Origin of the sequence: Sorangium sp. So ce590 (genome assembly GCF_051521365.1) — a bacterium.
Classification (GTDB): Bacteria; Myxococcota_A; Polyangia; order Polyangiales; family Polyangiaceae; genus Sorangium.
Genome location: NZ_CP150346.1, coordinates 3529898 through 3556755, shown reverse-complemented (window position 1 = coordinate 3556755; position 26858 = coordinate 3529898). Strand labels below are relative to the sequence as shown.

General features: G+C 72.2%; 19 protein-coding genes, 2 tRNA genes and 1 pseudogene. 11 read left to right on the top strand and 11 right to left on the bottom strand.

Going from position 1 to position 26858, the window contains the following annotated elements:
* Both WMF28_RS13540 and WMF28_RS13535 read left to right on the top strand, forming a co-directional pair.
* Positions 1 to 1641, top strand: a complete 1641-nt coding sequence (locus WMF28_RS13540; protein ID WP_437602607.1) for an FAD-dependent oxidoreductase — start codon at positions 1 to 3, stop codon at positions 1639 to 1641.
* 259 nt (positions 1642 to 1900) lie between these two features.
* Positions 1901 to 2719 carry a PP2C family protein-serine/threonine phosphatase gene (locus WMF28_RS13535; RefSeq protein ID WP_437490747.1) on the top strand — a complete coding sequence of 273 codons (819 nt, stop codon included), beginning with the start codon at positions 1901 to 1903 and terminating at the stop codon, positions 2717 to 2719.
* Between the two features lie 156 nt (positions 2720 to 2875).
* On the opposite strand, the gene WMF28_RS13530 is transcribed toward WMF28_RS13535, so the two are convergent.
* The 4 genes from WMF28_RS13530 to groES all read right to left on the bottom strand — a co-directional run bounded on the left by WMF28_RS13530 (position 2876) and on the right by groES (position 6570).
* A complete protein-coding gene (locus WMF28_RS13530) occupies positions 2876 to 3643 on the bottom strand; it encodes an MBL fold metallo-hydrolase (RefSeq protein ID WP_437602606.1) in 768 nt (255 codons plus the stop codon).
* Positions 3644 to 3647: 4 nt separating this feature from the next.
* A complete protein-coding gene (locus WMF28_RS13525; RefSeq protein WP_437602605.1) occupies positions 3648 to 4304 on the bottom strand; it encodes a Crp/Fnr family transcriptional regulator in 657 nt (218 codons plus the stop codon).
* Between the two features lie 193 nt (positions 4305 to 4497).
* Positions 4498 to 6195 carry a chaperonin GroEL gene (gene groL / locus WMF28_RS13520; RefSeq protein ID WP_437602604.1) on the bottom strand — a complete coding sequence of 566 codons (1698 nt, stop codon included), beginning with the start codon at positions 6193 to 6195 and terminating at the stop codon, positions 4498 to 4500.
* 69 nt (positions 6196 to 6264) lie between these two features.
* Positions 6265 to 6570 carry a co-chaperone GroES gene (gene groES / locus WMF28_RS13515; RefSeq protein ID WP_437490737.1) on the bottom strand — a complete coding sequence of 102 codons (306 nt, stop codon included), beginning with the start codon at positions 6568 to 6570 and terminating at the stop codon, positions 6265 to 6267.
* Between the two features lie 572 nt (positions 6571 to 7142).
* Here groES and WMF28_RS13510 point away from each other — a divergent pair.
* The 4 genes from WMF28_RS13510 to WMF28_RS13495 all read left to right on the top strand — a co-directional run bounded on the left by WMF28_RS13510 (position 7143) and on the right by WMF28_RS13495 (position 9782).
* A tRNA-Gln gene (locus tag WMF28_RS13510) sits at positions 7143 to 7216 on the top strand.
* Between the two features lie 39 nt (positions 7217 to 7255).
* Positions 7256 to 7327: transfer RNA gene (locus WMF28_RS13505), tRNA-Glu, on the top strand.
* Positions 7328 to 7765: 438 nt separating this feature from the next.
* Entirely contained in the window at positions 7766 to 8239 is a 474-nt protein-coding gene (locus WMF28_RS13500) for a hypothetical protein (protein ID WP_437602603.1), read from the top strand.
* 658 nt (positions 8240 to 8897) lie between these two features.
* Positions 8898 to 9782: a DNA adenine methylase gene (locus WMF28_RS13495; RefSeq protein ID WP_437602602.1), complete on the top strand. Its 885-nt coding sequence runs from the start codon at positions 8898 to 8900 to the stop codon at positions 9780 to 9782.
* 27 nt (positions 9783 to 9809) lie between these two features.
* Here WMF28_RS13495 and WMF28_RS13490 read toward each other — a convergent pair whose 3' ends face one another.
* Positions 9810 to 10076: a hypothetical protein gene (locus tag WMF28_RS13490; RefSeq protein ID WP_437602601.1), complete on the bottom strand. Its 267-nt coding sequence runs from the start codon at positions 10074 to 10076 to the stop codon at positions 9810 to 9812.
* 292 nt (positions 10077 to 10368) lie between these two features.
* Here WMF28_RS13490 and WMF28_RS13485 point away from each other — a divergent pair, with 292 nt between their 5' ends.
* The 4 genes from WMF28_RS13485 (at position 10369) to WMF28_RS13470 (ending at position 18860) form a co-directional block, all read left to right on the top strand.
* On the top strand, positions 10369 to 14784 hold the full coding sequence (locus WMF28_RS13485; RefSeq protein ID WP_437602600.1) for a DUF2339 domain-containing protein: 4416 nt from the start codon (positions 10369 to 10371) through the stop codon (positions 14782 to 14784).
* A 79-nt stretch (positions 14785 to 14863) separates the two neighbouring features.
* Positions 14864 to 16105, top strand: coding sequence for a choice-of-anchor L domain-containing protein (locus WMF28_RS13480; protein ID WP_437602599.1), 1242 nt, complete (start codon positions 14864 to 14866; stop codon positions 16103 to 16105).
* A 106-nt stretch (positions 16106 to 16211) separates the two neighbouring features.
* Positions 16212 to 17105, top strand: coding sequence for a LysR family transcriptional regulator (locus WMF28_RS13475; RefSeq protein ID WP_437602598.1), 894 nt, complete (start codon positions 16212 to 16214; stop codon positions 17103 to 17105).
* A gap of 63 nt (positions 17106 to 17168) precedes the next feature.
* The gene (locus tag WMF28_RS13470) at positions 17169 to 18860 is read left to right on the top strand and encodes a right-handed parallel beta-helix repeat-containing protein (RefSeq protein ID WP_437602597.1); all 1692 of its coding nucleotides are present in this window, start codon (positions 17169 to 17171) and stop codon (positions 18858 to 18860) included.
* Positions 18861 to 18943: 83 nt separating this feature from the next.
* On the opposite strand, the gene WMF28_RS13465 is transcribed toward WMF28_RS13470, so the two are convergent.
* From WMF28_RS13465 to WMF28_RS13455, 3 genes are all read right to left on the bottom strand, one after another.
* Positions 18944 to 19534 (bottom strand): type II toxin-antitoxin system RatA family toxin, encoded by a 591-nt coding sequence (locus WMF28_RS13465; protein WP_437602596.1) that lies wholly within the window; start codon positions 19532 to 19534, stop codon positions 18944 to 18946.
* 524 nt (positions 19535 to 20058) lie between these two features.
* Positions 20059 to 21600, bottom strand: a complete 1542-nt coding sequence (locus tag WMF28_RS13460; protein WP_437602595.1) for an aminopeptidase — start codon at positions 21598 to 21600, stop codon at positions 20059 to 20061.
* 301 nt (positions 21601 to 21901) lie between these two features.
* A complete protein-coding gene (locus WMF28_RS13455) occupies positions 21902 to 23014 on the bottom strand; it encodes an S-(hydroxymethyl)glutathione dehydrogenase/class III alcohol dehydrogenase (RefSeq protein ID WP_437602594.1) in 1113 nt (370 codons plus the stop codon).
* Positions 23015 to 23470: 456 nt separating this feature from the next.
* Between WMF28_RS13455 and WMF28_RS13450 the strand changes: the two genes are divergently transcribed.
* The gene (locus WMF28_RS13450) at positions 23471 to 24601 is read left to right on the top strand and encodes a hypothetical protein (protein ID WP_437602593.1); all 1131 of its coding nucleotides are present in this window, start codon (positions 23471 to 23473) and stop codon (positions 24599 to 24601) included.
* 76 nt (positions 24602 to 24677) lie between these two features.
* Here the strand turns inward: WMF28_RS13450 and WMF28_RS13445 are convergent, their stop codons facing one another.
* From WMF28_RS13445 to WMF28_RS13435, 3 genes and pseudogenes are all read right to left on the bottom strand, one after another.
* Positions 24678 to 25712, bottom strand: coding sequence for a serine/threonine-protein kinase (locus WMF28_RS13445; RefSeq protein WP_437602592.1), 1035 nt, complete (start codon positions 25710 to 25712; stop codon positions 24678 to 24680).
* Positions 25713 to 26052: 340 nt separating this feature from the next.
* Positions 26053 to 26298, bottom strand: a pseudogene (locus WMF28_RS13440) (hypothetical protein); the annotation flags it as partial.
* Between the two features lie 43 nt (positions 26299 to 26341).
* The gene (locus WMF28_RS13435) at positions 26342 to 26764 is read right to left on the bottom strand and encodes a tellurite resistance TerB family protein (RefSeq protein ID WP_437602591.1); all 423 of its coding nucleotides are present in this window, start codon (positions 26762 to 26764) and stop codon (positions 26342 to 26344) included.
* Between the last annotated feature and the right edge of the window lie 94 nt (positions 26765 to 26858).

Here is a 26858-nt window from a genome sequence, read left to right as displayed (position 1 = left end):
GTGAACCGCCGCGCCTTCCTGAGCTCCGTGGGCGCGGGCTGGCTCGTGCACACGGCCTCCCCGGGGCGGGCGCCGCTCGCCGGCGAGATCGTGGGCGCGGCCCACGGCGCGGGGCACCTGCTCCGCGGCGGCGCGCCGCGCGCCTCGACGTTCGGCCCCGCGGAGCGCGCGGACGTCGTGATCGTCGGCGGCGGGGTGAGCGGGCTGTCGGCCGCGTGGCGGCTCGCCGGCGCCGGGCTCGACCTGCGGGTCCTCGAGCTCGAGCCGCGGCCCGGCGGCACGAGCGCGTGGGGCGAGGACGGCGTCGTGCCCTACCCGTGGGGCGCGCACTACCTGGCCGCGCCGAACGTCGAGGCGCGCGCGACGCTGCGGCTGCTCGATCAGATGGGCGTCGTCACCGGCTGGGACGCGGCCGGGCGCCCCACGTTCGATCCGCGGCGGCTCTGCCACGCGCCGGCCGAGCGGCTGTTCTACGAGGGCGCGTGGCACACAGGCCTCGCGCCGGCCGAGGCGCTCCCGGACGACGCGCTCGAGGAGCTCGATCGGTTCCACGCGCTCGAGGAGGAGCTCACGGAGCTCACCGGCCGCGACGGGCGCGCGGCGTTCCAGATCCCGCTCGATCGCTCGTCGCGCGACCCGGAGCTCCTCGAGCTCGACCGGATGAGCATGGCGGCGTGGCTCGATCGCGAGGGGTACCGCACGCCGTTCCTGCGCTGGTACGTGCGCTACGCGATGCTCGACGACTTCGGCGGCACGCCCGAGGAGATCTCGGCCTGGGCCGGGCTGCACTACTTCGCCGGGCGGAAGGCGCGCACCCCGGAGCTCGCGGGCAGCCACTACCTGATCTGGCCCGAGGGCAACGGCCGGCTCGTGAGGGCGCTGCTCGAGCGCGCGGCGCCGCGCGTGTCGCTGGGCGCGCTGGTCACGTCGGTGCGCCCGCAGCCGGGCGGCCGCGTGGAGGTCAGCTACGTCGACGTGCAGCGCGGCGAGGCGCGCCGCGTCGAGGCGCGCGCCGCGATCCTCGCCGCGCCGGCGTTCGTCGTGCGCCGCATCTTCGAGGGGAGCGCGGCGGGCGAGCTGCCGGCGCGCGTCGCGTCGTCGTGGCTCGTGGCGAACCTGCACGTCGAGCGGCGCATCGATCCCAACCACGCCTGGGATTCCGTCCTCTACGATGCCGAGGGGCTCGGCTATGTCGACGCGCGCCACCAGCTCACCGATCTCGCCGCGGGGACGACGCAGCGCTCGCGGCTCGCGACGCCGATGCAGCGCACCGTGCTCACCTACTACCGCGCGTACGGCGGGCCCGACGTGGCCGGCGCGCGCGCGGCGCTGCTCGGCGCGCCGTGGGAGTCGCTCGCCGAGGGCGTGCTGCGCGATCTCGCGCCGGCGCACCCGCACCTGCGCGACGACGTCGAGCGGATGGACGTCATGATCTGGGGTCACGCGATGCCGCGCCCTCGCCCCGGCTTCCTCGGCCCGCGGCCGTTCGAGCCGGTCTGCGCGCTCTCCGAGCGCGTCGCCTGGGCGCACGTCGACCAGCCCGGGATGGCGCTCTTCGAGGAGGCGCAGGCGTGCGGCGTGCGCGCCGCCGAGACGATCGCGGCTTCGATCGGGCTCGCGATCGGCGAGAGCTGGCTCTGAGCTCGCGCGCGCGGCGGTCAACCGGCTCGCGCCCGTCGCTCCGGTACGCGCCGCGCGGCGGGGAACCCCACGTCCACTTCCATCTTTCAAGAGCAAAGTGCGTCCGGCGAGCGGACGCCTCCGGACGGGTCCGCCGCCCCCTCGCCGGCCGCTTCTTGCCGGCGTGAACGGGCTGCTGCGGGAGATCCGGCCCAGGATTTCAGCTTTGCCCTCGCCTTGAACTTGCGCTGCCCCCCTGCTCCGCGTCTACTCTCTGCCCATGTTGCGGACCCGGTTTGCCGGGATGACGGATACCGGGCTCCTCCGGGACCACAATGAGGACAACCTCCTCGTCAGCGAGGAGTACCGTGTCGTGGCCGTGGCGGATGGAATGGGCGGTCATCGCTCGGGCGACGTCGCGAGCCAGCTTGCCGTGAGCACCCTCTCGGACTTCCTGTCCGTGACGGTCGGGAGGGATGCCACCTGGCCGTTCCCTGCCGATCCGAACCTCACCGAGGAGGAGAACTACGTCGTCACCGGCCTCAGGCTGGCGAACCGGCGCATCTTCGACCGCTCGCTGAAGACGCTCGCCGACTTCGGCATGGGCACGACGATCGTGGCGGCGATGTTCTCCAAGGACGCCGAGCACGTGACGGTGGGCCACGTGGGCGACAGCCGCTGCTATCGCCTGCGTGACAGCCAGATCACGCAGCTCACCCGCGATCACTCGCTCGTCAGCGACGCGGCGCACATGGCGCCGTGGATGACCGAGGAGGAGGTCCGGCAGCTGCCCGCGAACGTCATCACGCGCGCGCTCGGCATCCGCGAGGACGTCCTCGTCGATCTCGTGACGGACGAGACGCGCCACGGTGACGTGTACCTCCTCTGCTCGGACGGCCTGTCCGGGATGGTGAGCGACGATCAGATCCTCGAGCTCGTGATGTCGAGCGGCTCGCTGGACGCGGCGTGCAAGGCGCTCATCGATCGGGCGAACTACTTCGGCGGCACCGACAACATCACGGTCGTCCTCGCCCGCGTCGAGGAGGTCCCCGACGGCAAGCGCGCCTTCACCGACGAGCCCACCCAGGAGAGCCGCTAGCCCCGCGGCTCGTCCCCGCCCGCGCGGCAGCCCTGGTTGCCGCGCGGGGCGTCTCGATGCCTGCTCAGGCGAGCCCGGCGGGGTCCCCGCGCTGCGCGATGACCGAGGGGCTCCTCGGGTCGGGCAGCGCGGCATGGGCTCGCGCCGACGCGCCGGTTACAGGACGAAGTGATCCATGAGCTGAAGGACCTCGAGGTTCAGCCCCTTCAGCGCGGCGCACTCCCGCTCCACCTCGGCCTGGAAGACCGGCTTGATGTGGTAGAGCATCGTCGGCAGATCCTTCGGCGCGTAGAACTTCTGGAGCTCGACGGCGAGCGTCTGCGGCGTGTGGTGGCCGCTCACGGTCGCGAGCCGCTGCTCCCGGTCGGGGAAGCTGACCTCCATGAGCAGCGCGCGGAGGTTCTGCTGCTGGTTCAACACCTCCCAGAGCCGCTCGGTCGGCCCGGTGTCGCCGCTGTACGCGATCGCGCCGCCGCTCCCCTCGATCACGAACGCCGACGCGTCGATCGTGTGCGTCACCTGGACCGCGCGCACGAGCCGCCCGGCGACCATCGTGGGGCGCTCCGGCTTGAGCTCGAGGTACTGGATGGTCGGCTGCGCGGGCGTCGGGATCACCGCGAAATCGGGCCACAGCACGTTGTTGAAGAAGTGCTTCTTGAGCGTGCGCAGCGTCTCGCGCGTGCCCGCGATCACGAGCGGCGGGCACCCGAGCTGGCAGCGGTTGTCCGCGATCGTGGCCAGATCGCGGATGTGATCGAGGTGCGCATGGCTCACGAGGCACGCCTCGATCCGCGCCTGCTCCTTCACCTCGAGCCCGCTCGTCAGCGAGCCCGCGTCGATCGCGAGGACGTCGTCCACGACGAACGCGCACGTGCGATGCCTGGGAGTCTCCCCGCCGTGGCAGCCGATGACGCGCAGCTCCACTGGCTCAGCTCTCTCCGCCGAACTTCTGCGGCGTTTCCAAGAATTCTATGAAGTCCCGGAATCGACGCATGTCGGTCACCGTGATCGCCGCGTGCGCAGGCGGCCCGTCCGAGAGGAGCTTCAGCCGGCGGAGCCGCGTCATCACCTCGTCCACGATTCCTTGCTCGACGTCGACCTCGCGCGCGATGTCGGCGGGGGAGGCGCGGAGGCGTATCCCGTCCGGCGTCTCTTCCCCGAACGCCTCGGCGTGGCGCGCGAGCGCGAGCATCACCCGCGCCTTCGGGTCCCGGTGCATGAGGATCTCGACGAGCGCGTCCGCCGCGTCGAGCCGCTTCGCGAGCTTCTTGATCAGCCGGAAGGCGATCTCGGCGTCCCGCTGCAGCATGACCTCTAGCTTGCGCGCCGCGACCACGAGGCAGCGGGACGGCTCGCTGACGGTGGCCGTCGCGATCCGCGGCTTGCCGTTCAGGATCGCCATCTCGCCGACGAACTCGCCGGGCCCGAGCACGGCGAGCACCTTGTCCTCGCCCTCGACCGATTTCGTGATCCGCACAGCGCCGGTCTGGAGGACGAACAGGACATCGCCGGGGTCGCCCTCGCGGAAGAGCACGTCGCCCGGCGCGTACGCGCGGCCATAGCGGGCAAACGACGACTCCGACATTGCTCGAGAGTCTAGCGCCCAGCGTGACCGCCGGTCAAAAACCGAGGCAAAAGCTCTCGTCCTCACAAAGCGCGAGGGGCCCTCCAAGCCAGCATGCTTTGGAGGACCCCTCGGCCCGCTTCGTCGGGAGCGGCGCGCTCGGGGCCGGCGCCGCCGGAGAGCGGCGACAGCCCGAGCGCGGCCGGACAGGCGATCAACCCATGTCGAAGTCGCCCATGCCGCCCATGCCGCCCATGCCGCCCATGCCGCCCATGCCGCCCATGCCGCCCATGCCGCCCATGCCGCCGGGGGCCCCGCCGGCCGCGGCCTTCTCCTTCTTGGGCTTGTCGGCGATGAGGGCCTCGGTCGTGAGCATCAGCCCCGCGACGCTGGCCGCGTTGGAGAGCGCGTGCCGCACGACCTTCGCCGGGTCGATGACGCCGCCGGCGAGCAGGTCCTCGTACGTGTCGGTCGCGGCGTTGTAGCCGAACGTGGGCGCGCCCGACCGGACCTTCTCGGCGACCACCGACCCGTCGACGCCAGCGTTCTGGGCGATCTGGCGGAGCGGCGCCTCGAGGGCGCGGCGCACGAGCCGCACGCCGACGTCGCGCTCGTCGTTGAACTTGAGCGCCTCCAGGGCAGAGGCCGCCCGGAGCAGGGCCACGCCGCCGCCGACCACGATGCCCTCCTCGACGGCCGCGCGGGTCGCGTGCAGCGCGTCCTCGACGCGCGCCTTCTTCTCCTTCATCTCCGTCTCGGTCGCCGCGCCGACCTTCACCACCGCGACGCCGCCGGCGAGCTTCGCGAGCCGCTCCTGGAGCTTCTCGCGATCGTAGTCGCTCGACGTGTCCGCGATCTGCTTGCGGATCGCCTCGATGCGGCCCTTGATCGCGGTCTTCTCGCCCTGGCCGTCGACGATGACGGTGTTGTCCTTGTCGATCTCGACCCGCTTGGCCGTCCCGAGGTCGCGCACCGTGGCGCTCTCGAGCTTCTGGCCGAGGTCCTCCATGAACGCGGTCGCGCCCGTGAGGATCGCGATGTCCTTCAGCATCTCCTTGCGGCGATCGCCGAAGCCGGGCGCCTTCACGGCGGCGACCTTGATCGTGCCGCGGAGCTTGTTCACGACGAGCGTGGCGAGCGCCTCGCCCTCGACGTCCTCGGAGAGGATGAGCAGCTCGCGCCCCTGCTTCACCACCTGCTCGAGGAGCGGCAGGAGGTCGGCCATGGACGAGATCTTCTTCTCGTGGACGAGGATGAGCGGGTTCGTGAGGATCGCCGTCATCTTCTCGGGATCGGTCACGAAGTAGGGCGAGAGGTAGCCGCGGTCGAACTGCATGCCGTCGACGGTCTCGAGCTCCGTCGTCATGCGCTTGTTCTCCTCGACCGTGATCACGCCCTCCTTGCCGACCTTCTCCATGGCGTCGGCGAGGATCTGGCCGATCTCCTTGTCGCCGTTCGCGCTGACGGTGGCGACCTGGGCGATCTGGTCCTTGTCCTTGGTCGGCTTGGCGACCTGCTGCACGGCCTCGATGACCTTCACGACGGCCGCGTCGATGCCGCGCTTCAGGTCCATCGGGCTGTGCCCGGCCTCGACGAGCTTGAGGCCCTCGCCGTAGATCGCCTGGGCCAGCACCGTCGCCGTCGTCGTGCCGTCGCCCGCCTTGTCGCTGGTCTTCGAGGCGACCTCGCGCACCATCTGGGCGCCCATGTTCTCGAGCTTCCCGGCGAGCTCGATCTCCTTCGCGACCGTGACGCCGTCCTTCGTGATGACCGGCGAGCCCCAGCTCTTCTCGATGACGACGTTCCGCCCCTTGGGCCCGAGGGTCACCTTGACCGCATCGGCGAGCGTGTTGACGCCCTTCAGGATCGCGGCACGGGCGCCGCGGCTATAAACGATCTGCTTCGCAGCCATCTCTCAATCCCCTCGCGGCCGCGCACGGCCGCATCTGCAACGCTTGCGTTCGGTTGCCCTGGATCCGGATCACTTCGCGGCGGAAGCGGCCTCGGTCACGGCGAGCACGTCGTCCTCGCGGAGGAGCACGTGCTCCTCGCCGTCGAGCTTCACCTCGGTGCCGCTGTACTTGCCAAACAGCACCTTGTCGCCGACCTTCACCTCGAGCGGCCGGACCTTGCCGTCCTTCAGGACCTTGCCGTTGCCCACCGCAACGACGCGCCCCTCGATCGGCTTCTCCTTCGCGGCGTCGGGGATGATGATGCCCCCCTTGGTCTTCGTCTCGCTCTCGACACGCTTGACGACAATCCGATCCTGCAGCGGCCTGATTTTCATGGTGGCTCCCTCGTCCTCGGCTGGTTGACTGACCATCGGCTCGCCGGAGGTCCCGTTCGCCCCCCCGCAGGGCCTTCCGCCCACACGACGAGAGCTAAGTGCCCAGGATCACAGTCGCTTGGCACTCTCCTAGGCCGGTGGCTAAACCGCGGCCGAAGGTAAATCAGTCGCCCGGCGCGTCAAGGGCGCGCGCCAGACAGTCGCGACTTTTCCGCGGGCGGCGCCCACACGCCGCAAAGCTGGAGACCCCGGATAGAGCGACCGGACCCCGCGCGATGTCGCGGGGCGCCGTCCGCCACCGTCGAGCCATGCAGCGGGAGGCGAGCCAGGTCAATGGCAAGAGGACGGTATAAGCGGAATTTGTTGGCAGCTCGGCCGCGGGTGCGATGCGCCGGCGGAGGGCGGCGCGATGGAGACGGGGGCGGCAGGGGCGGGGCGAACAGCGCGAAACACCGGGGATTTTCGGCCCGGGGACTTTTTCTTGGGCGGGCCCGATTTTGTTCGCTTGACATACCAGACGGCCCGAGTAGATTCCGCGGCCCGTGGCGCTGATGAACACGGCGCTGACCCCTTGGGGGATCGTCTAACGGCAGGACGCAAGATTCTGGCTCTTGCTATCAAGGTTCGAATCCTTGTCCCCCAGCCAGGTCGATCAGCTCTGCTATCGACCGTCTCGACAGAACAAGGTCCCATCGTCTAGCGGTTAGGACATCGGCCTCTCACGCCGGTAACGCGGGTTCGATTCCCGCTGGGATCGCTACTTTTTCGTCGTTTTTGCTTGCCAGCTTCTCGTTGGTCAGCCTGAGACGCGGCCCCCTCCGCGGGCCGCCGGGCCTTCTCCGAGGGGCCCACCGACGCGCCGAGGAACCCTTCGGCCCGGTGTGGGGCGAGGCCGCAGCGCGCGTTCATGCGCTTCGCGATCTCGTCGCCGGCCCGGACGAGCGCGTAGAACCACCGGATCCCGAAGCGATCGTGCCCCTCCTGGAGCGCCGCGGCCTGGAGCGGGGCCCCGAGCCCGCGGCCGCGATACTCCTCGCGGAGGCAGGTGCAGATCGGCATGCCCGTCCACGAGGGCGCCTCGCCCACATCGGAGATCCAGAGCGGCGGGGCGCCCAGCAGCCCGAGCTGCCCGAGCTGGGAGAGCGCCCGATGCCCGCCGTCCTCGGCGGCATCTGGCTGCGTCAGGACGCACAGGGTGGTGCAGCCGACCAGCGCGCCCCTGCCGTCGCGCAGCGCGAGGGTCAAGGAACGCCCCTCGCCGCCGCGCAGGGTCCAGGCCGGGAGCGGCGCGTGGCCGCTCTCGGCCTGGAGCTCCTGGATCGACCGGATCGTGACGTCGTCGTCCGGCGACACCCGGGACGCGCGGAGGCCCGCCGGAAAGGAGCGAAACCGGCCGAGCCCCTGCACGGCGGCGCGCACCTCGCCGGCCGGGGCGCCCATCACCGAGAGCCCCTCGTCCACCGAGAGGCCCGCCTGGCGCAGCGACGCGGCGAGCGCAGGGAGCTCCGGTCGGGGGGCGTGCAGGAGCACGCGCTCGAAGCAGCGCACGAGCGTCTCGCGCCGCTCCGGGGGCGTCCTCTGGGCGTGCAGCAGGATGAGCGAGCGCCCGTCCGTGGTGATGCCGTCCTGCTCGGCGATCCAGCCGCGCGCGGCGTACAGGATCCGCTGAGCCCGGTAATCCGCTGCCTCGCCGAAGCAGCCCGGTCCGTCCGCCGGAGCAGGGCCGCGCTGCTGCGGGGCGTCGTCGCGATCGAGGTCGAAGGCAAGCATCATGGCGGCATTCCTCCTGGCGAGAGGGACGAGAGGGAACGGAGGCTCCCACGAGAGCCGAAAGCCGGCCGGGGCGCCCGCGCCCTGCGCCCGGACGAGCCCCTGCCGCGCCGCCGAGGTCCACCGGCGAGATGGCCTGAAGCGGCGGTGCGTGAATTCGGGAGAACCCCGCTCAACCGGCGGCTGTTCAGCCCGCGTGTCGAGACTTCAACCTATCCTCGCTCGGCGATCGCGCAAGCCGCGACATGCCATGATCCGGGCAGCGTCCCCGCCGGGGCGCGCACGCTCACGCACACTTATAAACATCTGTAATTATTAATAAAAATTACCAATAGCCGCCTTCGTCCACAGGGCACTTCGCCGCCGACGGCGCCGAGGAGTGGACATAGAACGACCTAGCCTGGAGCGATGCGTGGCGCGGTCCGTAACGCCCGGGGGGGGACGCGCGCGCCGGGGGCGGACCGGCGAGGCGGCCTGGACCCGGGAGATCGCCGGCGATGACCTCGGCGGTTGAGGACGATCGCGCGCCCTGGTAGGTTGCCGTCCAGTATTGCGCGATGACCACCGCCCTTGTCACCCAACCCGACAGCGCCGCGCCCCTGCCACCACGTCCGTTCCTCAAATGGGCGGGCGGCAAGGGCCAGCTGCTACGACAGTTCCAGCCGCTCCTGCCGACGTCGTACGGGCGCTACTTCGAGCCGTTCGTGGGAGGAGCCGCGCTCTTCTTCTGCCTGCAGCCGAAACGCGCGGCGCTGACGGACGTCAACGCCGAGCTCGTCGACTGCTACCGGGCGGTGCGCGACCGGGTCGAGGAGGTCATCGCCGCGCTGGGCAGCCACGCCTACGAGGAGGCGCATTATTACAGGGTTCGCGATCTCGACCCCGCCTCGCTCACGCTGCCCGAGCGCGCCGCGAGGACCATCTTCCTGAACAAGTCGGGCTTCAACGGGCTCTATCGGGTCAACAGCGCCGGCCGCTTCAACGTGCCTTTCGGCCGCTACGTCAAGCCGGCGATCTGCAACCCGCCCCAGCTGCGGGCCTGCTCGGCGGCGCTGCAGAGCGTCGAGCTCGAGGTCCGCGACTTCGAGCGCGTGCTCGACCACGCGACCGAAGGCGACTTCGTCTACCTGGACCCGCCGTACTCGCCGGTCTCGTCGACCGCGAACTTCACCTCGTACAGCGCGGGCGGCTTCAGCTTCCGCGACCAGGAGCGCCTCGCGGCCCTGTTCGCGGCGCTCGACGAGCGCGGGGTCCAGGTGATGCTCTCGAACTCCGATGTTCCCGAGATCCCGCCGCTCTACAAGAGGTTCAAGATCGACCGCGTCGCGGCGCTCCGGAGCATCAACGCGAAGAGCGACGCCAGGGGCCGCGTGGGAGAGATCGTGATCCGGAATTACACGACCCGGCGGAGCCGCAAGGCGGCGGCGGACAAGGCAGGCTGAGCCCGGCGCCGCCGCGGGGCGCGCGCCTCAGTCGACGGTCTTCGACCCGTGCTTCTTCGGATCGGGGGCCGCGAGCTCCTCGGCGTACGCCATGGCCACCTCGATCTCCTCGTGGATCTCGCTCGATGTGACCTTGTTTCCCGAAGGATCGACGGCCTCCCACACGAAGCCACGGAGCTCGCCCGGACGCTCGGGTATCCAGCGGACCCGCAAGGTCCAGCCGTTCATCTCGGCCGTATACCCACCGTCCTCGTGATCTCGCTGCCATGCGGAGACGGTCGGGTGCTTCAGCATCGCGAGATCTCCTGAGCAGGTCGAGAGCACAAAAGAACTGTTCCCGAATGGCCGCGCTCCCCCCCCGAGCAACGCCGCCGTCCGGGAACACAGGGAAGATAGCAGGCGCCTGGCGCCGGGCGATCAGGCAGGCGTGTGTTCCTCATGGGGGTGCACCTTACTCCAGTCCCAGCGCGAGCCGAAAGGTCCTCGCAGGAGCGATGGGCTGTCGGCAGGAACCGCATGAACAGCGCAGGCGTGATCGCACGGACGGGCGGCGCCTGCGGCACGCGCCCCATGCTACGAAGCCTGGATGGGGGCAGGAATTGTCGTCTTTTTCGGGCTCGCGCTCGCCGGCTATCTCCTGGTTGCCCCCGTGGTGGCCTTCGTGTTCGCCGTCCGGGCCAACCGGCGCAACGAGGACTTGCTGCTGCGGATCCACGCGCTCGAGCACCGGCTGGCCGAGCTCTCCGGGCAGCGCGCCCGCGCCGAGCTGACTCCAGCGGCGCAGCGCCCACGCAGCGCGCAACCCCTGGAGCCGGAGCAGACTGCCCAGGACGCCCTCACGACCCCGGCGGTCGCGCCATCCGCGTCCGCCGCCGGGACCGCGGGCGCGCTGCCCGCGGTCGACGAGGGGGCCGCCGGCGCGGCGCCCGCGGTCGACGAGGGGGCCGCCGGCGCGGCGCCCGTGATCGCGTTCCCGGACACCGCCGCCCCCCGGGTGCCTCGCCCCGCAGCGACGCTCGGCGAGAGCGCCGCTGGCGCCGGCTCAGCCGCGCGCCACGGAGCCCAGGAGACCCCCACCATCGAGGAGCGGCTCGGCCTCACCTGGCTCACCCGCGCAGGCGCGGCCACCTTCCTGCTCGGCGCGCTCTTCTTCTTCAAGTACGCCTCGGACAACGCCTGGATCGGGCCCTTCGGGCGCGTCGCGATCGGCGCCGCGACCGGCGCCGCGCTCCTCGCGGCGGCCGAGGTGCTCCGCGGGCGAGCGCAGCGCCGCTTCGTCCACGCGCTCATCGGCCTCGGGCTCGCGGTCCTGATCGCGTCGGTGTGGGCGAGCGCGGTGCTGTACGAGCTCATCCCGATCCGCACCGCCTTCGCGGCGGATGCGGTGCTCCTCCTGCTCGGCGCCGCGCTCGCGCTCCGCCACCGCGGCGAGGCGATCCTGATCCTCTCCCTCGTCGCCGGCTTCCTCAACCCCGTCGTGCTGTCGACCGGGCAGGACCGACCGCTCGCCCTGTTCGGCTACCTCCTGCTCGTGACGAGCGTCGTCCACGCGGTGGCAGCGAAGCTCGGCTTCCGCGTCGCCCCCTGGCTCGCGCTCGCAGGCCACACGGCGCTGTTCTGGGGCTGGTACGATCGGCACTTCGACGCGAGCGCCCTCCCGGGAGACCCGACCGCGGCGCCCTGGCTCGACCAGCCGGCCGAGGCGCTCGCGGGGCCCTACCTCCCGCTCGCCGCCCGCGCCGCGCCGCTCGCGTTCGTCGTGCTCGCGGCGTTGCAGGGCATCCTGCGCGCGCTGTGGGTGCGCCGCGCGCTCGCGCGGAGCGCCGCCGCCGGCGCCGCACCCGCCCCGAGCGCCGGCGCCGGCGCGGCCCCGAGGGGCCCCGCGCCGGCCGGCCGCCTCCCCGGAGCGGCGTCCGCGGACGCCACCGCGTTCGCGGTCGCCGCGCTCGTGCTCGCCCACGCAGGCGCGGGCGCGCTGCTCTTCGACGCCCCGCGCGCGCTCGCCGCCGCCGCCGTCGCGCTCGCGATCGCGGCGACCGTCGCGCTGCGCGCGCTCGGCGAGCGCGGCTGGCTGCTGGCGCCGATGGGCTCCGCCTTCCTCGCCTTCGCCGGGACGTTCGCCGACGCGCCGGCGACGCACCGGACGGCGCTCGCCGCGCTTGTCGCGGTCTGGACCGCCGTCTACCTCGCGGGCTGGCTCCGCGGCGCCGGGCTCGCAGGTCGCCTCGAGCGGAGGATCGCCGTCGCGTGCTCCGCCGGCGCGGCGCTCTTCGCCTGCACCGCGGGCATGCTGCTGCTCGAGACCGAGGCGACGCTCTTCGCGCTCGCGATCGCGGGCGCCGCCGCCGTCGCCGCGTGGATGGCCGCGCGGGCCGAGCTCCCTGGGCTGCTCCTCGTCGCGGCGGTCGTCTCGGCGGGCGCGATCGCGGCGGCGGCTCCAGGCGCGCTCGCGCGGGACGACGCGGCCGCGGCGGCGGCCGTCGACGCGGGCTTCCTCGGCGCATCGTCGCTCGTCACGCTCGTGTTCCTCGGCGCCGTGGGCGCCTCCGCGTGGCGCCCGCGCGCGCCCGGCGCGCCGACGCTCCCCTGGTACGGCGCGCTCGCCGCGAGCGTGGCGACGCTCGGGTTCGTCGCGGCGGCGCTGGGCGCGACGTCCGAGGAGGCGCCGACGCTCCGCGCGCTGCTCACCGCTGCCGCCGGCGCCCTGGATCTCGCGCTCGGCGTGGCGCTCCTGCGCGCCGGCGCGGCCCGCGCCCCCGCCGCGCCTCCGGCCGCCGATCGCGTCGCCCTGCTCCTCGGGCAGGCGCTCGCCCTCTTCGCCGCGGCCGTCGCGTTCGGGCTCGGCGGGGCCACGGTCACCGTGGTCTGGGGCATCCTCGCGGCGGTGGCGGCCGCGATCGCGGCGCGCACCGGCGAGCGCGCCTGGCTCGCCGTCACCCTGCTGCTCTTCCTCGCCGCCTTCGCGCGGGCGATTGGCGTCGATTCTGTCGAGGCCGAGGCGCTCGTGACGACCTGGTTCGAGACGCACGGCCGCGACGGGGCGATGGCCGTCCCCGTCCTGCTCAACGCGAGGGCCTACGCGTTCGTGGGCTTGAGCGCGGCCCTGCTCGCCGCGGGCCGGCTGCTGTCGCGCGCCGGAGCAGCGCGCCCTGCGAGCGCCGTCGGCCCCGTGAGCGCCGAGCTGCGCGCCTCAGGGCTCGCGGCGGTCGGCGCAGGGTATGCCCTGCTCCTCGCGACCGTGGTCATCGAGGTGCGGAGCGCGGTCACCGCGCTGCCCCCCGCGCCCCCTGCCCCGCTCGACGCAGCCGAGTTCACCGAGCTCGCCGTGCAGCACCGCGCCGCCCTCGAGGACCAGCAGGGGAGCCTCGCGATGGCGACCACGCTCGTGCTGGCGCTCGCGGCCATCGCGCTGCTCACGGCGGGGTTCGCGGCGCGCGACGCCTTCCATCGCTACGCCGGGCTCTCGCTGTTCGCCGTCACGATCGCGAAGCTCGTGGCCTGGGACGTCTGGCACGTCGAGCGCATCTACCAGATCGCGCTCTTCACAGGCGTCGGCGCGCTGCTCGTCGGCGGCGGCTTCCTCTACGCGCGGTTCGGCCGGCGCCTCGTGACGCTCCTGCGCGTCGGGCCGAGCGGCGCGGCCGGGCTGCTCGCGCTGCTCGCGGCGACCGGCCTCGCGCGGCCCTCCGAGGCGCAGACCGGCGCGGCGCTGCCGACAGAGAAGCACGCGCTCGTCCGGCCCCTCGACGGCGTGGACGCGGCCGGCGACCACCGCATCGACGTCGATCTCGACCTCTACCGCGAGAGCCGCGCCGAGGAGCTGCTCGCCGACGTCCGCATCGCCGGCCCCGACGGCGCCGAGGTGCCGTACGTGCTGCGCGAGGCCGGCGCCGCGCCCTCCTCCGGGCGGATCGCCGCAACGATGCTCGATCCGGGGGTCGACGCCGCCGGCGTCGCGCACGCGACCTGGGCCCTCGACGCGCCCGGCACGCGCCACTGCCGGATCGAGCTGAGCGTCCTCGGCAGCAGCTTCCTCCGCGAGGCGCGCGTCGACACAGGCGCAGACCCGCGGTCGCTCAGCGAGGTGGCGCGCGGCGCCCACGTGTACCGGATCCCCCAGGGCTCGGAGGCCGTCGAGCACCTCTCGGTCGCCTATCCCCTCTCGCGCGCCGCCCTCGTGCGGATCCGCCTCGTCCCCGACGGCGCCCCGGCGCGCGGCGCGGCCGCGGACGTCCGGATCACGGGCGGCACCGTCGCGTGCGAGCCGCCGGCCGCCGCCCAGAAGGCCGCGCTGCTGCCGCTCGCGATCATCGAGACGCAGCGGGACAGCGACGCGCAGGCGACCCTTGTCACGCTCGACGCCGGCGCCGACGGCGCGCCGCTGCAGGCCGTCCTCCTCGACGTCGCCACACCGGAGTTCAGCCGCCGGGTCGACGTGGCCTCGACCACCTACCGCGCGGTCTGGCCCTCCGTGGGAAGCGGCCGGATCCATCGAGTCCGTCCACTCGGCGAATCCGGGCCGGCGCTCGCGTCGACGCGGGTCCCGTTGAGCCCCACCCGCAAGCGCTTTCTCCGCCTCACGATCCACGATGGCGACTCGGCGCCCCTCTCCCTCTCGGGCGTGCAGGGCGAGGTGCGGGCGCGCGAGATCGTGTTCCGCGCCGGCCAGCCGGGCCCGCACCGGCTCTACCTCGGCGACCCCCTCGGCCAGCGCCCTCGCTACGACCTGGCCGACGTCCTCGACAGCGTCGAGCGCGAGCATCCGCCCGCGGCGGCGCGGCTCGGCGCCGCGCAGGCCAACCCAAGCTTCGGCGCCGCCCGGCTCGCGCGCGATCTCCCGTTCACCGAGCGACACCGCGCGCCGATCGGGGCCGCGCTGGCCCTCGGGCTGCTGGCGCTCTCGGCGTGGGCCGCGCGGCTCCTGCGACAGGGAGCGCGACCACCCGACGACGAGCCTGTGCCACCGCAGCAGGGGACAGCAGACAAAGAGCCCCGGCCATGATGTGATTGCATGTGCGATTGGCCGCCGCGGACAAGAGGGCTCGCCGGCGGTCGCGAGCAATCGTCGAGGTCGATGCACCATGAGAGGCCGGCGCTTCATCTACTTGGGTCTCTGTGCGAGCGTCGGGGCGGCGCTCTGGATTTCGGGCGGGTGCTCCGCTGTATCGCCCAGCCCGCCGGCGCCCGGCGCGGACGGCGGCGGGGGCGCGACCCGCGCCACGACGGCGGAGACCGGCGCCGGCGGGAGCCCCGCATCGACGAGCTCCGGGGACGATTTCGGCAAGGGCGGCGCGCCGGTCGACGAGTTCGATGAGCCCGACAAGGATGGTGACGGCTTCACCGTGGAGGAGGGCGACTGCAACGACGGCGACACGAACGTCAATCCGGGCGCCATCGAGGTCGCGATCACGGAGCCAGACGACGCCGGTGTCGTGCCCGAGCCGGCCGACGAGGACTGCGACGGCGAGATCGATAACGTGCTGCCGACGTGCGACAGGAACATCGCTCCCGCCGACTTCGACGCCATTCATGGGGCCCACGCCGTCGACCTCTGCGCCAAGGCGTCGCCCGGCGACAGGAAGTGGGGCGTGCTGAGCGCGGAGTACGTGCGCGGCGACGGCTCGCCCGCGGAGCCCACGCCCGCTGTGGGCGTGCTCGATTCGTTCGGCCCCAACGTGCACGCGCAGGGCGGGACCCGCATGCTTGTCCTGTCCACGGGTCGCGCCCGGATCGCCCACTGGCCAGGCGCGTGCAACACGTCGAGCTGCACGAACTATGGGCCGGGAGAGGCGCCGCCCGGCTTCCCGCAGGACAACCCGGATTGCCCTCCTTCGTCGACGATCAACGACGACATCGGCCTGGAGCTCGTCATCCGCACGCCGACGAACGCGACCGGCTACGAGTTCGCGTTCAAGTTCTACACCTTCGAGTACCCGGAGTTCATCTGCTACCATTTCAACGATCAGTTCCTCGCGCTGGCGACGCCGGCCCCGCCCGGGTCGCTCAACGGCAATCTCTCGTTCGATAGCCTGGGCAAACCCGTCAGCGTCAACATCGGCTTCTTCGATGTCTGCGAGGGGTGCGACCTCGGGCCGGACGAGCTCGAGGGCACCGGCTTCGGGCTGTGGGACGACGCCGGCGCGACCCGCTGGCTGCGCACGCAGGCCCCGGTCACCGGCGGCGAAGAGCTCAAGCTGCGGTTCATGATCTTCGACACCGGCGACGACGCGCTCGACTCGACCGCGCTCGTCGACGGCTTCAAGTGGGTCGCGAACGGCGGCACCGTCGCGGTCGGGACCGCGCCGGTCGAGGATCCCCGGTAGCGCCCCGGGCCATCTCCCGCGCGCACGCACGGCCTGCAGCGCCCCCGCGTAGCGCAAACGGAGTTTTCACGGACGGGATTGTTGCGGTGGACGATACACTGCGGCCATGCTGCTCCCGTCGCTGGAGAACCTCGCCTGCTTCGAGGCTGCAGCGAGGACGCTGAACTTCCGGACCGCGGCGCGCGCCGTCGCGCTCAGCCCCGCGGCGTTCGGCCAGCGCATCCGGCAGATCGAGGAGCAGGTGGGCGCGCCGCTGTTCGAGCGGACAACCCGCCGGGTGCACCTGACGCCGGTCGGGCTCGCCTTGCTGCCGCGCGCCCGCCAGTGCCTGGCGCTCGCCGAGGACTGCCTCCGCAGCGTGATGAGCCCCGCGCCCACCCCGGTCGAGCTGACGCTCGGCACGCGCTTCGAGCTCGGGATGTCGTGGCTCGTCCCCCAGCTCGGCCCGCTGACGCGGCGGCGTCCGGAGGTGGTACTCCACCTCTACTTCGGCGCCTCCGAGGATCTGCTGAGGCGCCTGCACGACCGCAGCGTCGATTGCGTGGTCACGAGCGCCCGCTGGAGCGCGGCGAGCCTCGCGGCGGAGACGCTGCACGAGGAGCGCTACGCGTTCGTGGCCGCGCCCAGGCTGCTGCGGCGCGAGGCGTTCTCCCGCCCGGAGCACGCGTCGCGGCACTGCCTGCTCGACATCGACGCGACGATGCCGCTCTTCCGGTACCTCGCGGACCAGATGGGCGGCGTGGGCCGCTTCGCGTTCGCGCGCCATCGCTGGGTGGGGCTCGGCGCCGCCATGAAGGCGCTGGTGCTCGCCGGCGAGGGCGTGGCGGTGCTGCCGCTCCACATGGTCGCCGCCGAGCTCCGCGGCGGCAAGCTGAAGCGGCTCCTCCCGTCGGCGGCGCTCGCGCGCGATCACTTCCGGCTCGTGTACCGGCGCGACGACCCGCGGAGCTCGCTCTACGCGAAGCTCGCCGAGTCGCTGCGCGCGGCGCCGATCCAGTGAGGCGCGCCGGGCCCGGCGCGGCGCGGCGCGGCGCGGACTAGCGTAGACTCGCGGCGAAGGACCATGAGCGAGCTCCCCCACGGCGACGCGTGCTGCCGCAAGACGCCGATCACGGCGCAGGACATCAACGGCGGACCGGACCCGAGCCACCGTGTCCCCTTCGTCATCACGGCGCCCGGCCAGTACGCGCTGGCGGAGGACGTCGACTGGGTAGCAGCGGGCGAGGACGCGCGGGCGATCACGATCGCGAGCGACGACGTCACGCTGGACCTGTGCGGGAGGACGCTGCGGCAGCTCGCCCCTCCGGTGCCCGCCCTCGCCCGAGGCCCGAGCGCGAGGCCGTGCCGGGGCGAGGTCGTCTCCGGGAACGTGGGCGTCTACGCCGAGGGGCGGCGGCGGCTCGTCATCAAGAACGGCAGCGTGCTCGGGATCCAGGGGGTGGGGATCGCCGTCAAGGCGTGCAGCCAGGTGGATCTGCGCGATCTGTCGGTCAGGCGGTGCGGCGGCGACGGGGTGTTCGACACGAGCTTCCTGTGCCGGAACGGCGGGATCTTCGTGATGGGCGCCCAGGACGCGGACGGCAACATCGCCTTTGCGTCCGACATCCGGATGCTCGATTGCGTGTGCTCGGAGAACGCGAGCCGGCTCGACTTCGTCGTGACGCTCGGCGCGCTCGTCCTGTTCTGCGACAACGTGGAGGTCAAGCGGTGCGTGTTCAACCACACGGCGAACACAAGCGCTCAGCCGAGCGGCGTGCAGTTCAACGTCGTCGGCGCCGACTTCGTCATCTGCCGGAACGTGCTCGTGGAGGACTGCGAGGCGCACGACAACACGTCGGGCGGAGAGCCGGCCGGCTTCTTCGCGTGGGGGGAGAACTACAAGTTCCTGCGCTGCCGGGCGAACCGGAACTTCACGCTCACCGGCAACCGGGCGTGCGGATTCAACATCTCGACCACGAGCAACCTGGAGATGGTCGACTGCGAGGCGAACGGGAATTACAACGCGAACCCGGTCGCGTCCGCCGATGTCGTCCGCGATTTCTCCGCGCTCGGCTTCCGCATCGGCAGGGCGGTGTACCGCGGGCTGCTCGATAGCTGCCGCGCGATGGGCAACCACAGCGTGGGCGCGAACGCGCCCGCCGCCGGCTTCGCGCTCCACTCGACCCGCCAGGTGGTGCTCCGGCGCTGCGTGGCTGTGGGCAACAGAAACGCGAGCGGAGCCGCCGAGAATGACGGGCTCGCGGCCGGGTTCATCGCGTCGGCGCCGCTCGCGGCCCCGGAGGGCGGCCTCGTGGGAGGGGAGGACAACGCGTTCGTCGACTGCATCGCCGACGGCAACACGGTCCACCGCACCCCCCTGTTCGTGCAGCCGCCGGCCCCGCCGGTCGACGCCGGTCCGTCGCGCGGCGACCCGCAGAAGGGGGCCGGGTTCCTGCTCGATCGCCAGAAGGACGCGCGGATCGTCGGGTGCCAGTCCGCGAACAACGATGGCAAAGGGATCTGGCTGCGGGCCTGCGCGCGCGCGCTTGTCGAGGGAAACACGCTGTCGAGGAACACGCTCTACGGCATCCAGAACGAGGACCCCGCCGGGCTGAGCGCCTTCACGGGCAACCGGGCGCACCTGAACGGGTCCTGTCATCGCCACAACTACGTCGGTCTGCCCCCCGGGACGCCGGTCCGCCAATGGACGCTCGGCTCCCCTCCCCCCGACGGCCCTTCGGGGCCGATGGACAACCTCAGCATCCGGCTGCCCTGAGGACAGCGCCGGCGCCGCCCGGAGCAGCGCTCGGCCGGGGGCCCCGGAGCGCGCGCTGCCGCTCTGCCTCGCTCCGGCGCGCGTCAGCGGTTTCCGTCCGGTGCCTGCTCGACGCGCGCCCGGATGGCCGCGACGGCGCGCGCCGAGCCGTCCAGGTTCTCCGCGTTGAGGAGGCTCTTCGGCAGCGGCAGCTTCGGCCGGAGGAAGACATCGAGGGACAGGCGTGTCGTCTGGGCGTCGATCTTCTCCAGCCGCCAGGTGGCTTGCAGATCTTTCACGTTGCCGGAGGCGAAGCGGGACGAGTAGGTCTCGATCCCGTCCACGACGACCGGCTTCTGGATCTCGATGCGCGCCCACATCGTGACAGCGCCCTGCAGCGCCGAGACTTCCATGTAGATATCCCATCCGCCAGCGGGCGTGCGCCCAAGCAAGCGGCACTTCTTGTAGTGCGGCATGAACTCCGGATAGCGCTCGAACGAGAGCACCGTGGCGCGCACGCGCTCCACCGGCGCCTTGACGACCGCCGTCGCTCTACCGCGCGAGAACCCGGTGTTTCCGATCGGGATCGCCGAGCTCGCGATCCCTGCCGTGTCGGGCGCCGGCTGCGCGCGTTCGCTCCTCCCGTCGTCCCCTGCGGCGGCCAGGAGCACATCGCCGCTATCGCGCTGCGCCACTGGCAGGCGCGGTGAATCCAGGTTGTTTCCCCGTTCACCGCCCCCGCACGCCGCCGTCGCGAGAGCGAGTCCTCCGGCGAGCGCGGTCCGTCTCAGGGCGCGATGGACGGTCTTGGTCGAGCGAGTTCTCCCCATACCCGCCGAGCTTGCCAGCGACGTGCCCGCCGCCGCCCCCCCGCCCCTGACACCGCTCCGCACATCCGCGCCCAGGCCCCGCCCCCGCCACCCCGAACGGATCCCCCCCATCGAGCGCCGCCCCCGCCCCAAAATCAGCGCCCCCTGCCCCCCGCCCCCAAAATCCCGAAGCCCCCCTCTCCTCCCCCTCTCCTCTCCCTCTCCTCTCCCTCTCCTCTCCCTCTCCTCCCCCTCTCCTCCCCCTCTCTCAATCCATCCCCCCCAACCGTTGCCGGGGCTCACCCGCACAGGAGACGGGCCCAGATCGGCGTTTTCGGCGCGGAGGCGTACTCCTGTACGCCGAGCACCGAAAACGTCGAGATGGGCCCGTATCCGAAGCGGGTGAGCCCCTAAGCTTCACCAGAGAGGTAGGAGGTTAGGGAGGGGATCGGGATGCCGGTGGGGCGGCCGAACTGCCAGTCGGCGGACTCGACTCCGACGCCGCCGATGTCGAGGTGGATGAACGGGAGCGTCCCCCCCTTGAGCCCCGAGGCGATGTCGAGGAACGCGAAGGGGAACTGATGCCCGCGCGGCGTGTTCACCGAGGCGAGGCGGTTCGACGAGACAACGTCCTCGGCGCTCGACCGAGGCGCGACGAACGCGTAGTCCTCGCGCCGCGGCCGCACGCGCTCCATCGGCTCGCCCCAGCGCTCCGCGAGGACGTCGAGCCGGTCGAGCTCGGTCCGCGCCGCGGAGTTGCAGATCGCGCCGGTGTAGGGCCCGTGGGCGCGGTAGACGTGCCCCGTCAGCGTCGCGACAGAGAACAAGATCGGGTCGGCGGCGCCGCTCATGGCGAGCTCCCGCGCGAGCGCGAGGAGGTCGGCCAGGATGAGGCGCCCCTCGGCGTCGGTGTTGCCGATCCGCACGCGCACGCCGGCGCGGCTGCGGATGATCTCGTCGCTGACGTAGGACTCCTCGCCGATGCTGTTGCGCACGAGCCCGAGCAGCCCGACGATGCGCACGCCCTCCAGGCCGAGCGCCGCGGCCGCCCGCACGAGCCCGGCGACCGCGCCGGCGCCGCCCTTGTCGCGGGACATCCCGGCCATGTGCCCGTCGGTCTTCAGGTCGACGCCGCCGGTGTCGTAGGTGACGCCCTTGCCCGCGAGCAGCACGGTGCGCCGGATCTCCCCGCGAGGCCGGTAGTCGAGCCGCACGACGCACGGCCGGTGCCGCTCGACGACCCGCGACGCCCGCGAGACCGCGCTGATGAGGGGGTAGTCGTCGACGTTGCGCTCGATCTTGACGAGCACGCCCGTCCTGGCGAACGCCGCCTCGCACATCTCGGCGACGCGGCGGGGCGCCATCCGCTCCGGCTCGGTGCCGGTGATGTCGCGGCAGAGCGCGCGGCCGACCTCGATGGCCGCGATCTCGCGGGCGCGCGCCTCGGGCAGCCCGAGCACCGCGAGCGACTCGGCCGAGCGCGGGGCCATCTCCGCCTCCCGCGCCTCCAGCGGGGTCCACTGGCTCCCGAGCGCGGCGAGGGCGCCCACCTCGATCGCCCGCGCGAACCGCGGCGCGGCCGGCGCGCGCACGACGAGCAGCGGCCGGCTCGCCCCCGCGTCCACCGCCCGCGCGAAGCCGGCCGCCGCCGCCTCGGCGACGGAGCGGACGTCGTCGACGTCCTCCGAGAGCGCCCCTGTCGGCGCGAGCACCAGGCGCCCGCCGGGCACCCCGGGCGCCGGCAGGACGATCGGCGCACACTTGCCCTCCAGCGCGCCGTCGACGCGCGCGGCCGCCTCGACCACCGCGCCGAGGGCGGGCCCGAGCCCCCCCGCGTGCTTCGCGATCGGCGACGGCGCGACGAGGACGACAGCATCGCAGCCCGCGGTCGCCGCGGTCGACTCGACGAGGGCGTTGGCGGGCAGCCCCGCAAGGGAAGTGACATGGACCATGGCGGCGGATGATGTCACAGGGGTCAGCATTTTTGCAGCACCAGTCGCCGCCGGCAGAGAACCGACATCGTCCCCCCAAGGCAGCTTGGCCGGACGTGGCCGGTCGCCGCGCGCCCGCGCCGCGCCCCTGACCCGCAGGGCGCCATCGCTCGCGCGCGTCCGCCCCGGCGGTCACGCGCAGCCGGCGGCGCCGAGCGCCACGTGCGACGGCGACTGACCGCCCTCCCTCCTCGCGCGGGACGGGAGAGCGCTCGCGATGGAGGGAGGAGAGCGGAAGGGAGATGAGAGACGGAGAGGCGCTTCAGGAAAAGAGCACGACGCTGCGGATCGACTCGCCCGAGTGCATGAGGTCGAGGGAGCGGTTGATGTCGTCGAGCGGCATCGTGTGGGTGATGAGCTCGTCGATCTTGATCTTGCCCTCCATGTACCAGTCGACGATCCGGGGGACGTCGGTGCGCCCCCTGGCGCCGCCGAACGCGGTGCCCTTCCAGACGCGCCCGGTGACGAGCTGGAAGGGGCGCGTGGAGATCTCCTCGCCGGCCCCGGCGACGCCGACGATGATGCTCGTTCCCCAGCCCTTGTGGCAGCACTCGAGCGCCTGGCGCATCACCTTGACGTTGCCGATGCATTCGAAGCTGAAATCGGCGCCGCCCCGGGTCAGGTCGACGAGGTAAGGCACGAGATCCCCCGCCACCTCGTTCGGGTTGACGAAGTGGGTCATGCCGTATTTTTCGGCCAGCTCGCGGCGCTTCGGGTTGATGTCGACGCCGACGATGAGGTCGGCGCCGGCCATCCTGGCGCCCTGGATCACGTTCAGCCCGATGCCGCCGAGGCCGAAGACCACCACGTTGTCGCCGGGCCGCACCTGCGCGGTGTTGATGACGGCGCCGATGCCCGTCGTCACGCCGCAACCGATGTAACAGACCTTGTCGAACGGCGCGTCCTCGCGGATCTTGGCGACGGCGATCTCGGGCAGGACGGTGAAGCTCGAGAAGGTCGACGTGCCCATGTAATGGTGAATCCGCTCGTTGCCGATCGAGAAGCGGCTCGTTCCGTCCGGCATGAGCCCTCGGCCCTGGGTCGCGCGGATGGCCTGGCAGAGGTTGGTTTTTCCGCTGGTGCAATAAGAGCACTGGCGGCACTCGGGCGTGTAGAGAGGGATCACGTGATCGCCTTTCTTGAGGCTCTTCACGGACGGGCCGACGTCGACGACGACGCCGGCGCCCTCGTGGCCGAGGATCGCGGGGAAGAGGCCCTCCGGATCCTTGCCCGAGAGGGTGTAAGCGTCGGTGTGACAGACGCCTGTGGCCTTGATCTCGATGAGGACCTCGCCTTCGCGAGGGCCCTCCACCTGGACGTCCTCGACCGTGAGCTTCTCGCCGGCCTTGTGGGCCACGGCTGCGCGCGCTTTCATGATCGGTGGTTCTCCTCCCGCAAGCGGGGCGTTCGGGGCCTGAGCGGCGCCCGAGCCCCTCCAATAGCCGGCCGGGGAAGCAGGTTTCAAGGGGGACCCGGCCGGCGGCGCGCCGCGCCGCGCCGCCGACGCGGCCCGCTCGCCCCCTCCCGCGACGAGGGCCCCGCCCGCGCGCCCGGCGGGGCGTGCTCCCACTCCACCCCACAGACGACGCGCGCCGCGCGTGGGGCAGACAACCTCTGTTGCGCGAGGAATTGCCCGCCGTTCACGCGGCGTCACGAAAGGTTGCTCTCGGCCAGCTTGGCAGTGAATCGGATGGCGCTCGTGGACCGGCGCGCGTACCATCGCTCCGTTATCCTTATGCGCACCCATCCTTGTCCACTCGGTCACCGCGCTCTCATCACAGCAGCCGCGCTGGTCCTCGCCGCCTGCTCGGGTGCCAGATCGCCTGACGGCGTGGCGGCGGGCAAGGACGGCGGCGGGGGGAGCGTCTCCGCCGAGGGCGGCCAGGGCGGCCAGGGCGGCGGGCAGGGCGGCCAGGGCGGCCAGGGCGGCCAGGTCGGCGTCATGGAGTGTGTCGACGAGTGCCCTGCGGAGAAGGGTGGAATCAAGATCGGCTGCGAGACCCGCTTCATGTTCGGAATGAACTACGCGTGGCACAACTTCGCCGGCGACTTCGGCGGCATCGCCGCGTGGGACAAGCGCGGCGTCGCGGCCGAGGCGGAGACGCATGCGAAGAACCTCGCTGGCATCCGCGCTCACGGGGCCAGCGTCGTGCGGTGGTGGATGCTGCCGGAGCTCCGGGGCGAGAGCGTCGTGTTCGACGCGAACGACAACCCCATCGGCCTCGGCGGGACGACGCGGAGCGACGTCGAGAAGGCGCTCGAGCTCGCCGAGCAGGCGGACGTCCACCTCATGTTCTGTCTCTTTTCGTTCGACAACTTCCACGCGACCCGGGTCGACGCCGACGTGAAGACCGTCGGCCTGGCCTCCCTCGTGACGGACGCCGAGAGGCGCGCGGCGCTCCTGGAGAACGTCGTCAAGCCGCTCGCCCAGGCGGTCGAGCAGAGCCCTTACCGGCACCGGATGGTCGCCTGGGACGTGATCAACGAGCCCGAGCTGGCCATGACCGGATCGAGCCCGTACGGCGACCCCGACTACGCCCCGGACCCCCAGGTGGAGCCGATCGCGCACGAGCCGATGGAGACCTTCCTCCGCGACACGATCGGGGTGCTGCGCGCGGAGAGCAAAGCGCTCATCACGATCGGCTCGGCCTCGATGAAGTGGGCGCGCGCCTGGACGACCGCCGACCTCGATTTCTACACATTTCACATGAACGACCGGGTCAACCGCTACTGGCCTTACAACCAGTCGCCCGCGGACTACGGCATCACCGACAAGCCGGTTGTCATGGCCGATTTCCCCATCGCCGGCCTGGCCACCGCCACCTTGTCGATCCTCCTGGAGAGCTGGTACAGCCAGGGATACGCCGGCGCGATCAGCTGGGCCTACGGCGACGCGACAACGACCGAGCTCGAGACGATGAAGGCCTTCGCCGACTCGAAGGGCTGCGACGTACAGTACTGAGCCGGGGAAAAAACAAGGCACCGAGGAGCTCTTCTCCTCGGCGCCCCTGGAACAGCATCGGCGCCGCGGCGCTGGACTACGAGGGAGGCAGCCAGTAGTCGACGAGCGACGCCCCCGTCACATCGTGGGCGACCCCGCTCGCGATCGCCCACTGGGCCAGCGCGCGCCCCAGCGCCGCCATCGTGGGAAAGCGCCCGTCGGGCGCCTTGGCCAGCCCCCGCTCGATGATCTCCCAGAGCCGCGGGTGCGGCTCGAGCACCTCCGGGCGCTGCGGATCGACGCGCAGCACGTCGTGCACGATGGAGATGCTCTCCGGCCCGCCGAACGGGCGCCGGCCGCTCACGAGCTCGTAGAGCACCACGCAGACGCTCCACACGTCAGAGCGCGCGTCCGACTCCGGCCCGCCGCGAACCTGCTCGGGCGCCATGTAGGCAGGGCTCCCGACCAGCGCCTCCCTCGGCCCGTCGTCGAGCGCGCGGGTCGCCGTGAAGGCGATGCCGAAGTCGATCAGCTTGGGGACGATCCGGCGGCCGTCGCGCACGAGCACGATGTTCGCCGGCTTCACGTCCCGGTGCACGACCCCGGCGCCGTGCGCGGCGCTGAGCGCCCCGATCACCGGCAGGAGCAGCTGGACCCCGGAGATGGGCGACATCGCGCCCGACTCGGCCAGCGCCTGGGCCAGCGACCGGCCCTGGAGGAGCTCCATCACCACGAACGGCTCCCCCTCCTCCGTGAAGCTGAGATCGAACACCCGCACCGCAGCGCGGTGGGACACCCGCGCCGTCGCCTGGGCCTCCTTGAGCAGCCGCGAGGCAGCCTCCGGCACCGCGCAGTCACGACGGATGAGCTTCAGCGCGACATCGAGGTTCAGGGCGAGATTCCGGGCCTTCCACACGGCGCCCATGCTGCCCTCCCCGAGCATCTCCGTGAGGCGATAGCGCGCCGCCAGGACGTCGCCTGGGGCGTAGCGCCGCAGCGCGACGGCCGGCGCATCGCTCGGCGGAACCGACAGGGCGGCAACAGGCGACATGCCGGCAAGCCCGGCCCGCAGCGTGGCGGGCGACACGCTCGCCGGGGCGGCCGGGGCGTCGCTCGCCGGGTCCAGCGGCACGACATCCCCACCAGGGCGCCATACCGAGCCGGACGGCCGCGACAGCCTGCCCGGCGTCCGGATGTCGACAGGCTCGAACGGAGAGCGGTGCGGCGAAGGCCAGCGCGGAGACCGCGGCGAGCGGTACGCGCGCGGAGAAGAAGCTCTGCCCCCGCTCGGGGGACGGGATCGATTCGACGCGGGTTCCATCGATGCGCCATGTGGCGTCGTGGAGCTGTCAGTTCGTCGGGTGTCCATGACCTTGCCTTGCCCACGGGTACTGCAAGGAACAGGCCGACAAAAAACGCCGCAACTGCGCCTCGTTCGCGCCCGCTCGGCGCCGCGGTGCGGGGCCGAGGCCTCAGATCCAGCGCCCTTCGCCGTCAGGTCGCCTCAGACCAGCGGCGCGCCGCCGGCTCCAGCGGTCCGGGACAGCGCGCGACCGAGCCGCCGGCGCAAGGGTTGTCGCGCAACGCATTCCCTGCGCACGGCGCCTCGGGGCGGCGAGCATATCGGCGTCGGGTGTCAGCCCTCTGCCCCTCAACGGGATCGCGAGCGTGCGGGCCAGGTCGTTGCCTGTCCCGAGCGGCACGAGGCCGAGCTGCGCCCGATCCTCGCGCCCATCGCGCCTCCCGCGCGCCTCGTACGGCTCAGCGGGGCGCGCCTGACAGGACGCGCCCCTTGAACGCGATCGGGACCTCGAGCTCCCTGGCCGCCTCGACGAGCAGCGCGTGCTCGCTCTCGTGGATCACGCCGTCGGCGGCGATCAGCCGGACCGCCAGCTCGATCGCGGCCTCGCGCATCCGCACGTCGGGCAGGCGCTCGCGGAGGGCCGAGAAGCGACCGTGCCTGCCCTCCTCGCGCACCGAGCGCTCGGTGACGGCGATGAGCGACTCGACGACATCCGCCCCGAGGCGGCCCGCGCTCATCGCCGCCGCGTGCGCCGTGAGCTCGGCGCGCTCAGCCTCGTTGATGGATCCGTCAGCGTACGCGGCGAGGAACATGATCTCGACCATCGCCTCGAGCTTGCTGATCTCGAGGTGAGGAAAGGAAAGCTGCGTCTCTTCCATCATGAGGTCCTCAGGCTAGCGTATCACGACCCCGCCGGACACGGCGCCCGCGCGCCCGCTCGCTCGGCGCCACCGGGGCGCTCGGATTTGCCCCGGA

Bases quoted from the DNA above. Each gene is read 5' to 3' on its own strand.
- WMF28_RS13535 (WP_437490747.1), top strand. From the start codon at position 1,901: ATGTTGCGGACCCGGTTTGCCGGGATGACGGATACCGGGCTCCTCCGG.
- WMF28_RS13525 (WP_437602605.1), bottom strand. From the start codon at position 4,304: ATGTCGGAGTCGTCGTTTGCCCGCTATGGCCGCGCGTACGCGCCGGGC.
- groL (WP_437602604.1), bottom strand. From the start codon at position 6,195: ATGGCTGCGAAGCAGATCGTTTATAGCCGCGGCGCCCGTGCCGCGATC.
- groES (WP_437490737.1), bottom strand. From the start codon at position 6,570: ATGAAAATCAGGCCGCTGCAGGATCGGATTGTCGTCAAGCGTGTCGAG.
- WMF28_RS13495 (WP_437602602.1), top strand. From the start codon at position 8,898: ATGACCACCGCCCTTGTCACCCAACCCGACAGCGCCGCGCCCCTGCCA.
- WMF28_RS13490 (WP_437602601.1), bottom strand. From the start codon at position 10,076: ATGCTGAAGCACCCGACCGTCTCCGCATGGCAGCGAGATCACGAGGAC.
- WMF28_RS13485 (WP_437602600.1), top strand. From the start codon at position 10,369: ATGGGGGCAGGAATTGTCGTCTTTTTCGGGCTCGCGCTCGCCGGCTAT.
- WMF28_RS13480 (WP_437602599.1), top strand. From the start codon at position 14,864: ATGAGAGGCCGGCGCTTCATCTACTTGGGTCTCTGTGCGAGCGTCGGG.
- WMF28_RS13475 (WP_437602598.1), top strand. From the start codon at position 16,212: ATGCTGCTCCCGTCGCTGGAGAACCTCGCCTGCTTCGAGGCTGCAGCG.
- WMF28_RS13470 (WP_437602597.1), top strand. From the start codon at position 17,169: ATGAGCGAGCTCCCCCACGGCGACGCGTGCTGCCGCAAGACGCCGATC.
- WMF28_RS13460 (WP_437602595.1), bottom strand. From the start codon at position 21,600: ATGGTCCATGTCACTTCCCTTGCGGGGCTGCCCGCCAACGCCCTCGTC.
- WMF28_RS13455 (WP_437602594.1), bottom strand. From the start codon at position 23,014: ATGAAAGCGCGCGCAGCCGTGGCCCACAAGGCCGGCGAGAAGCTCACG.
- WMF28_RS13435 (WP_437602591.1), bottom strand. From the start codon at position 26,764: ATGATGGAAGAGACGCAGCTTTCCTTTCCTCACCTCGAGATCAGCAAG.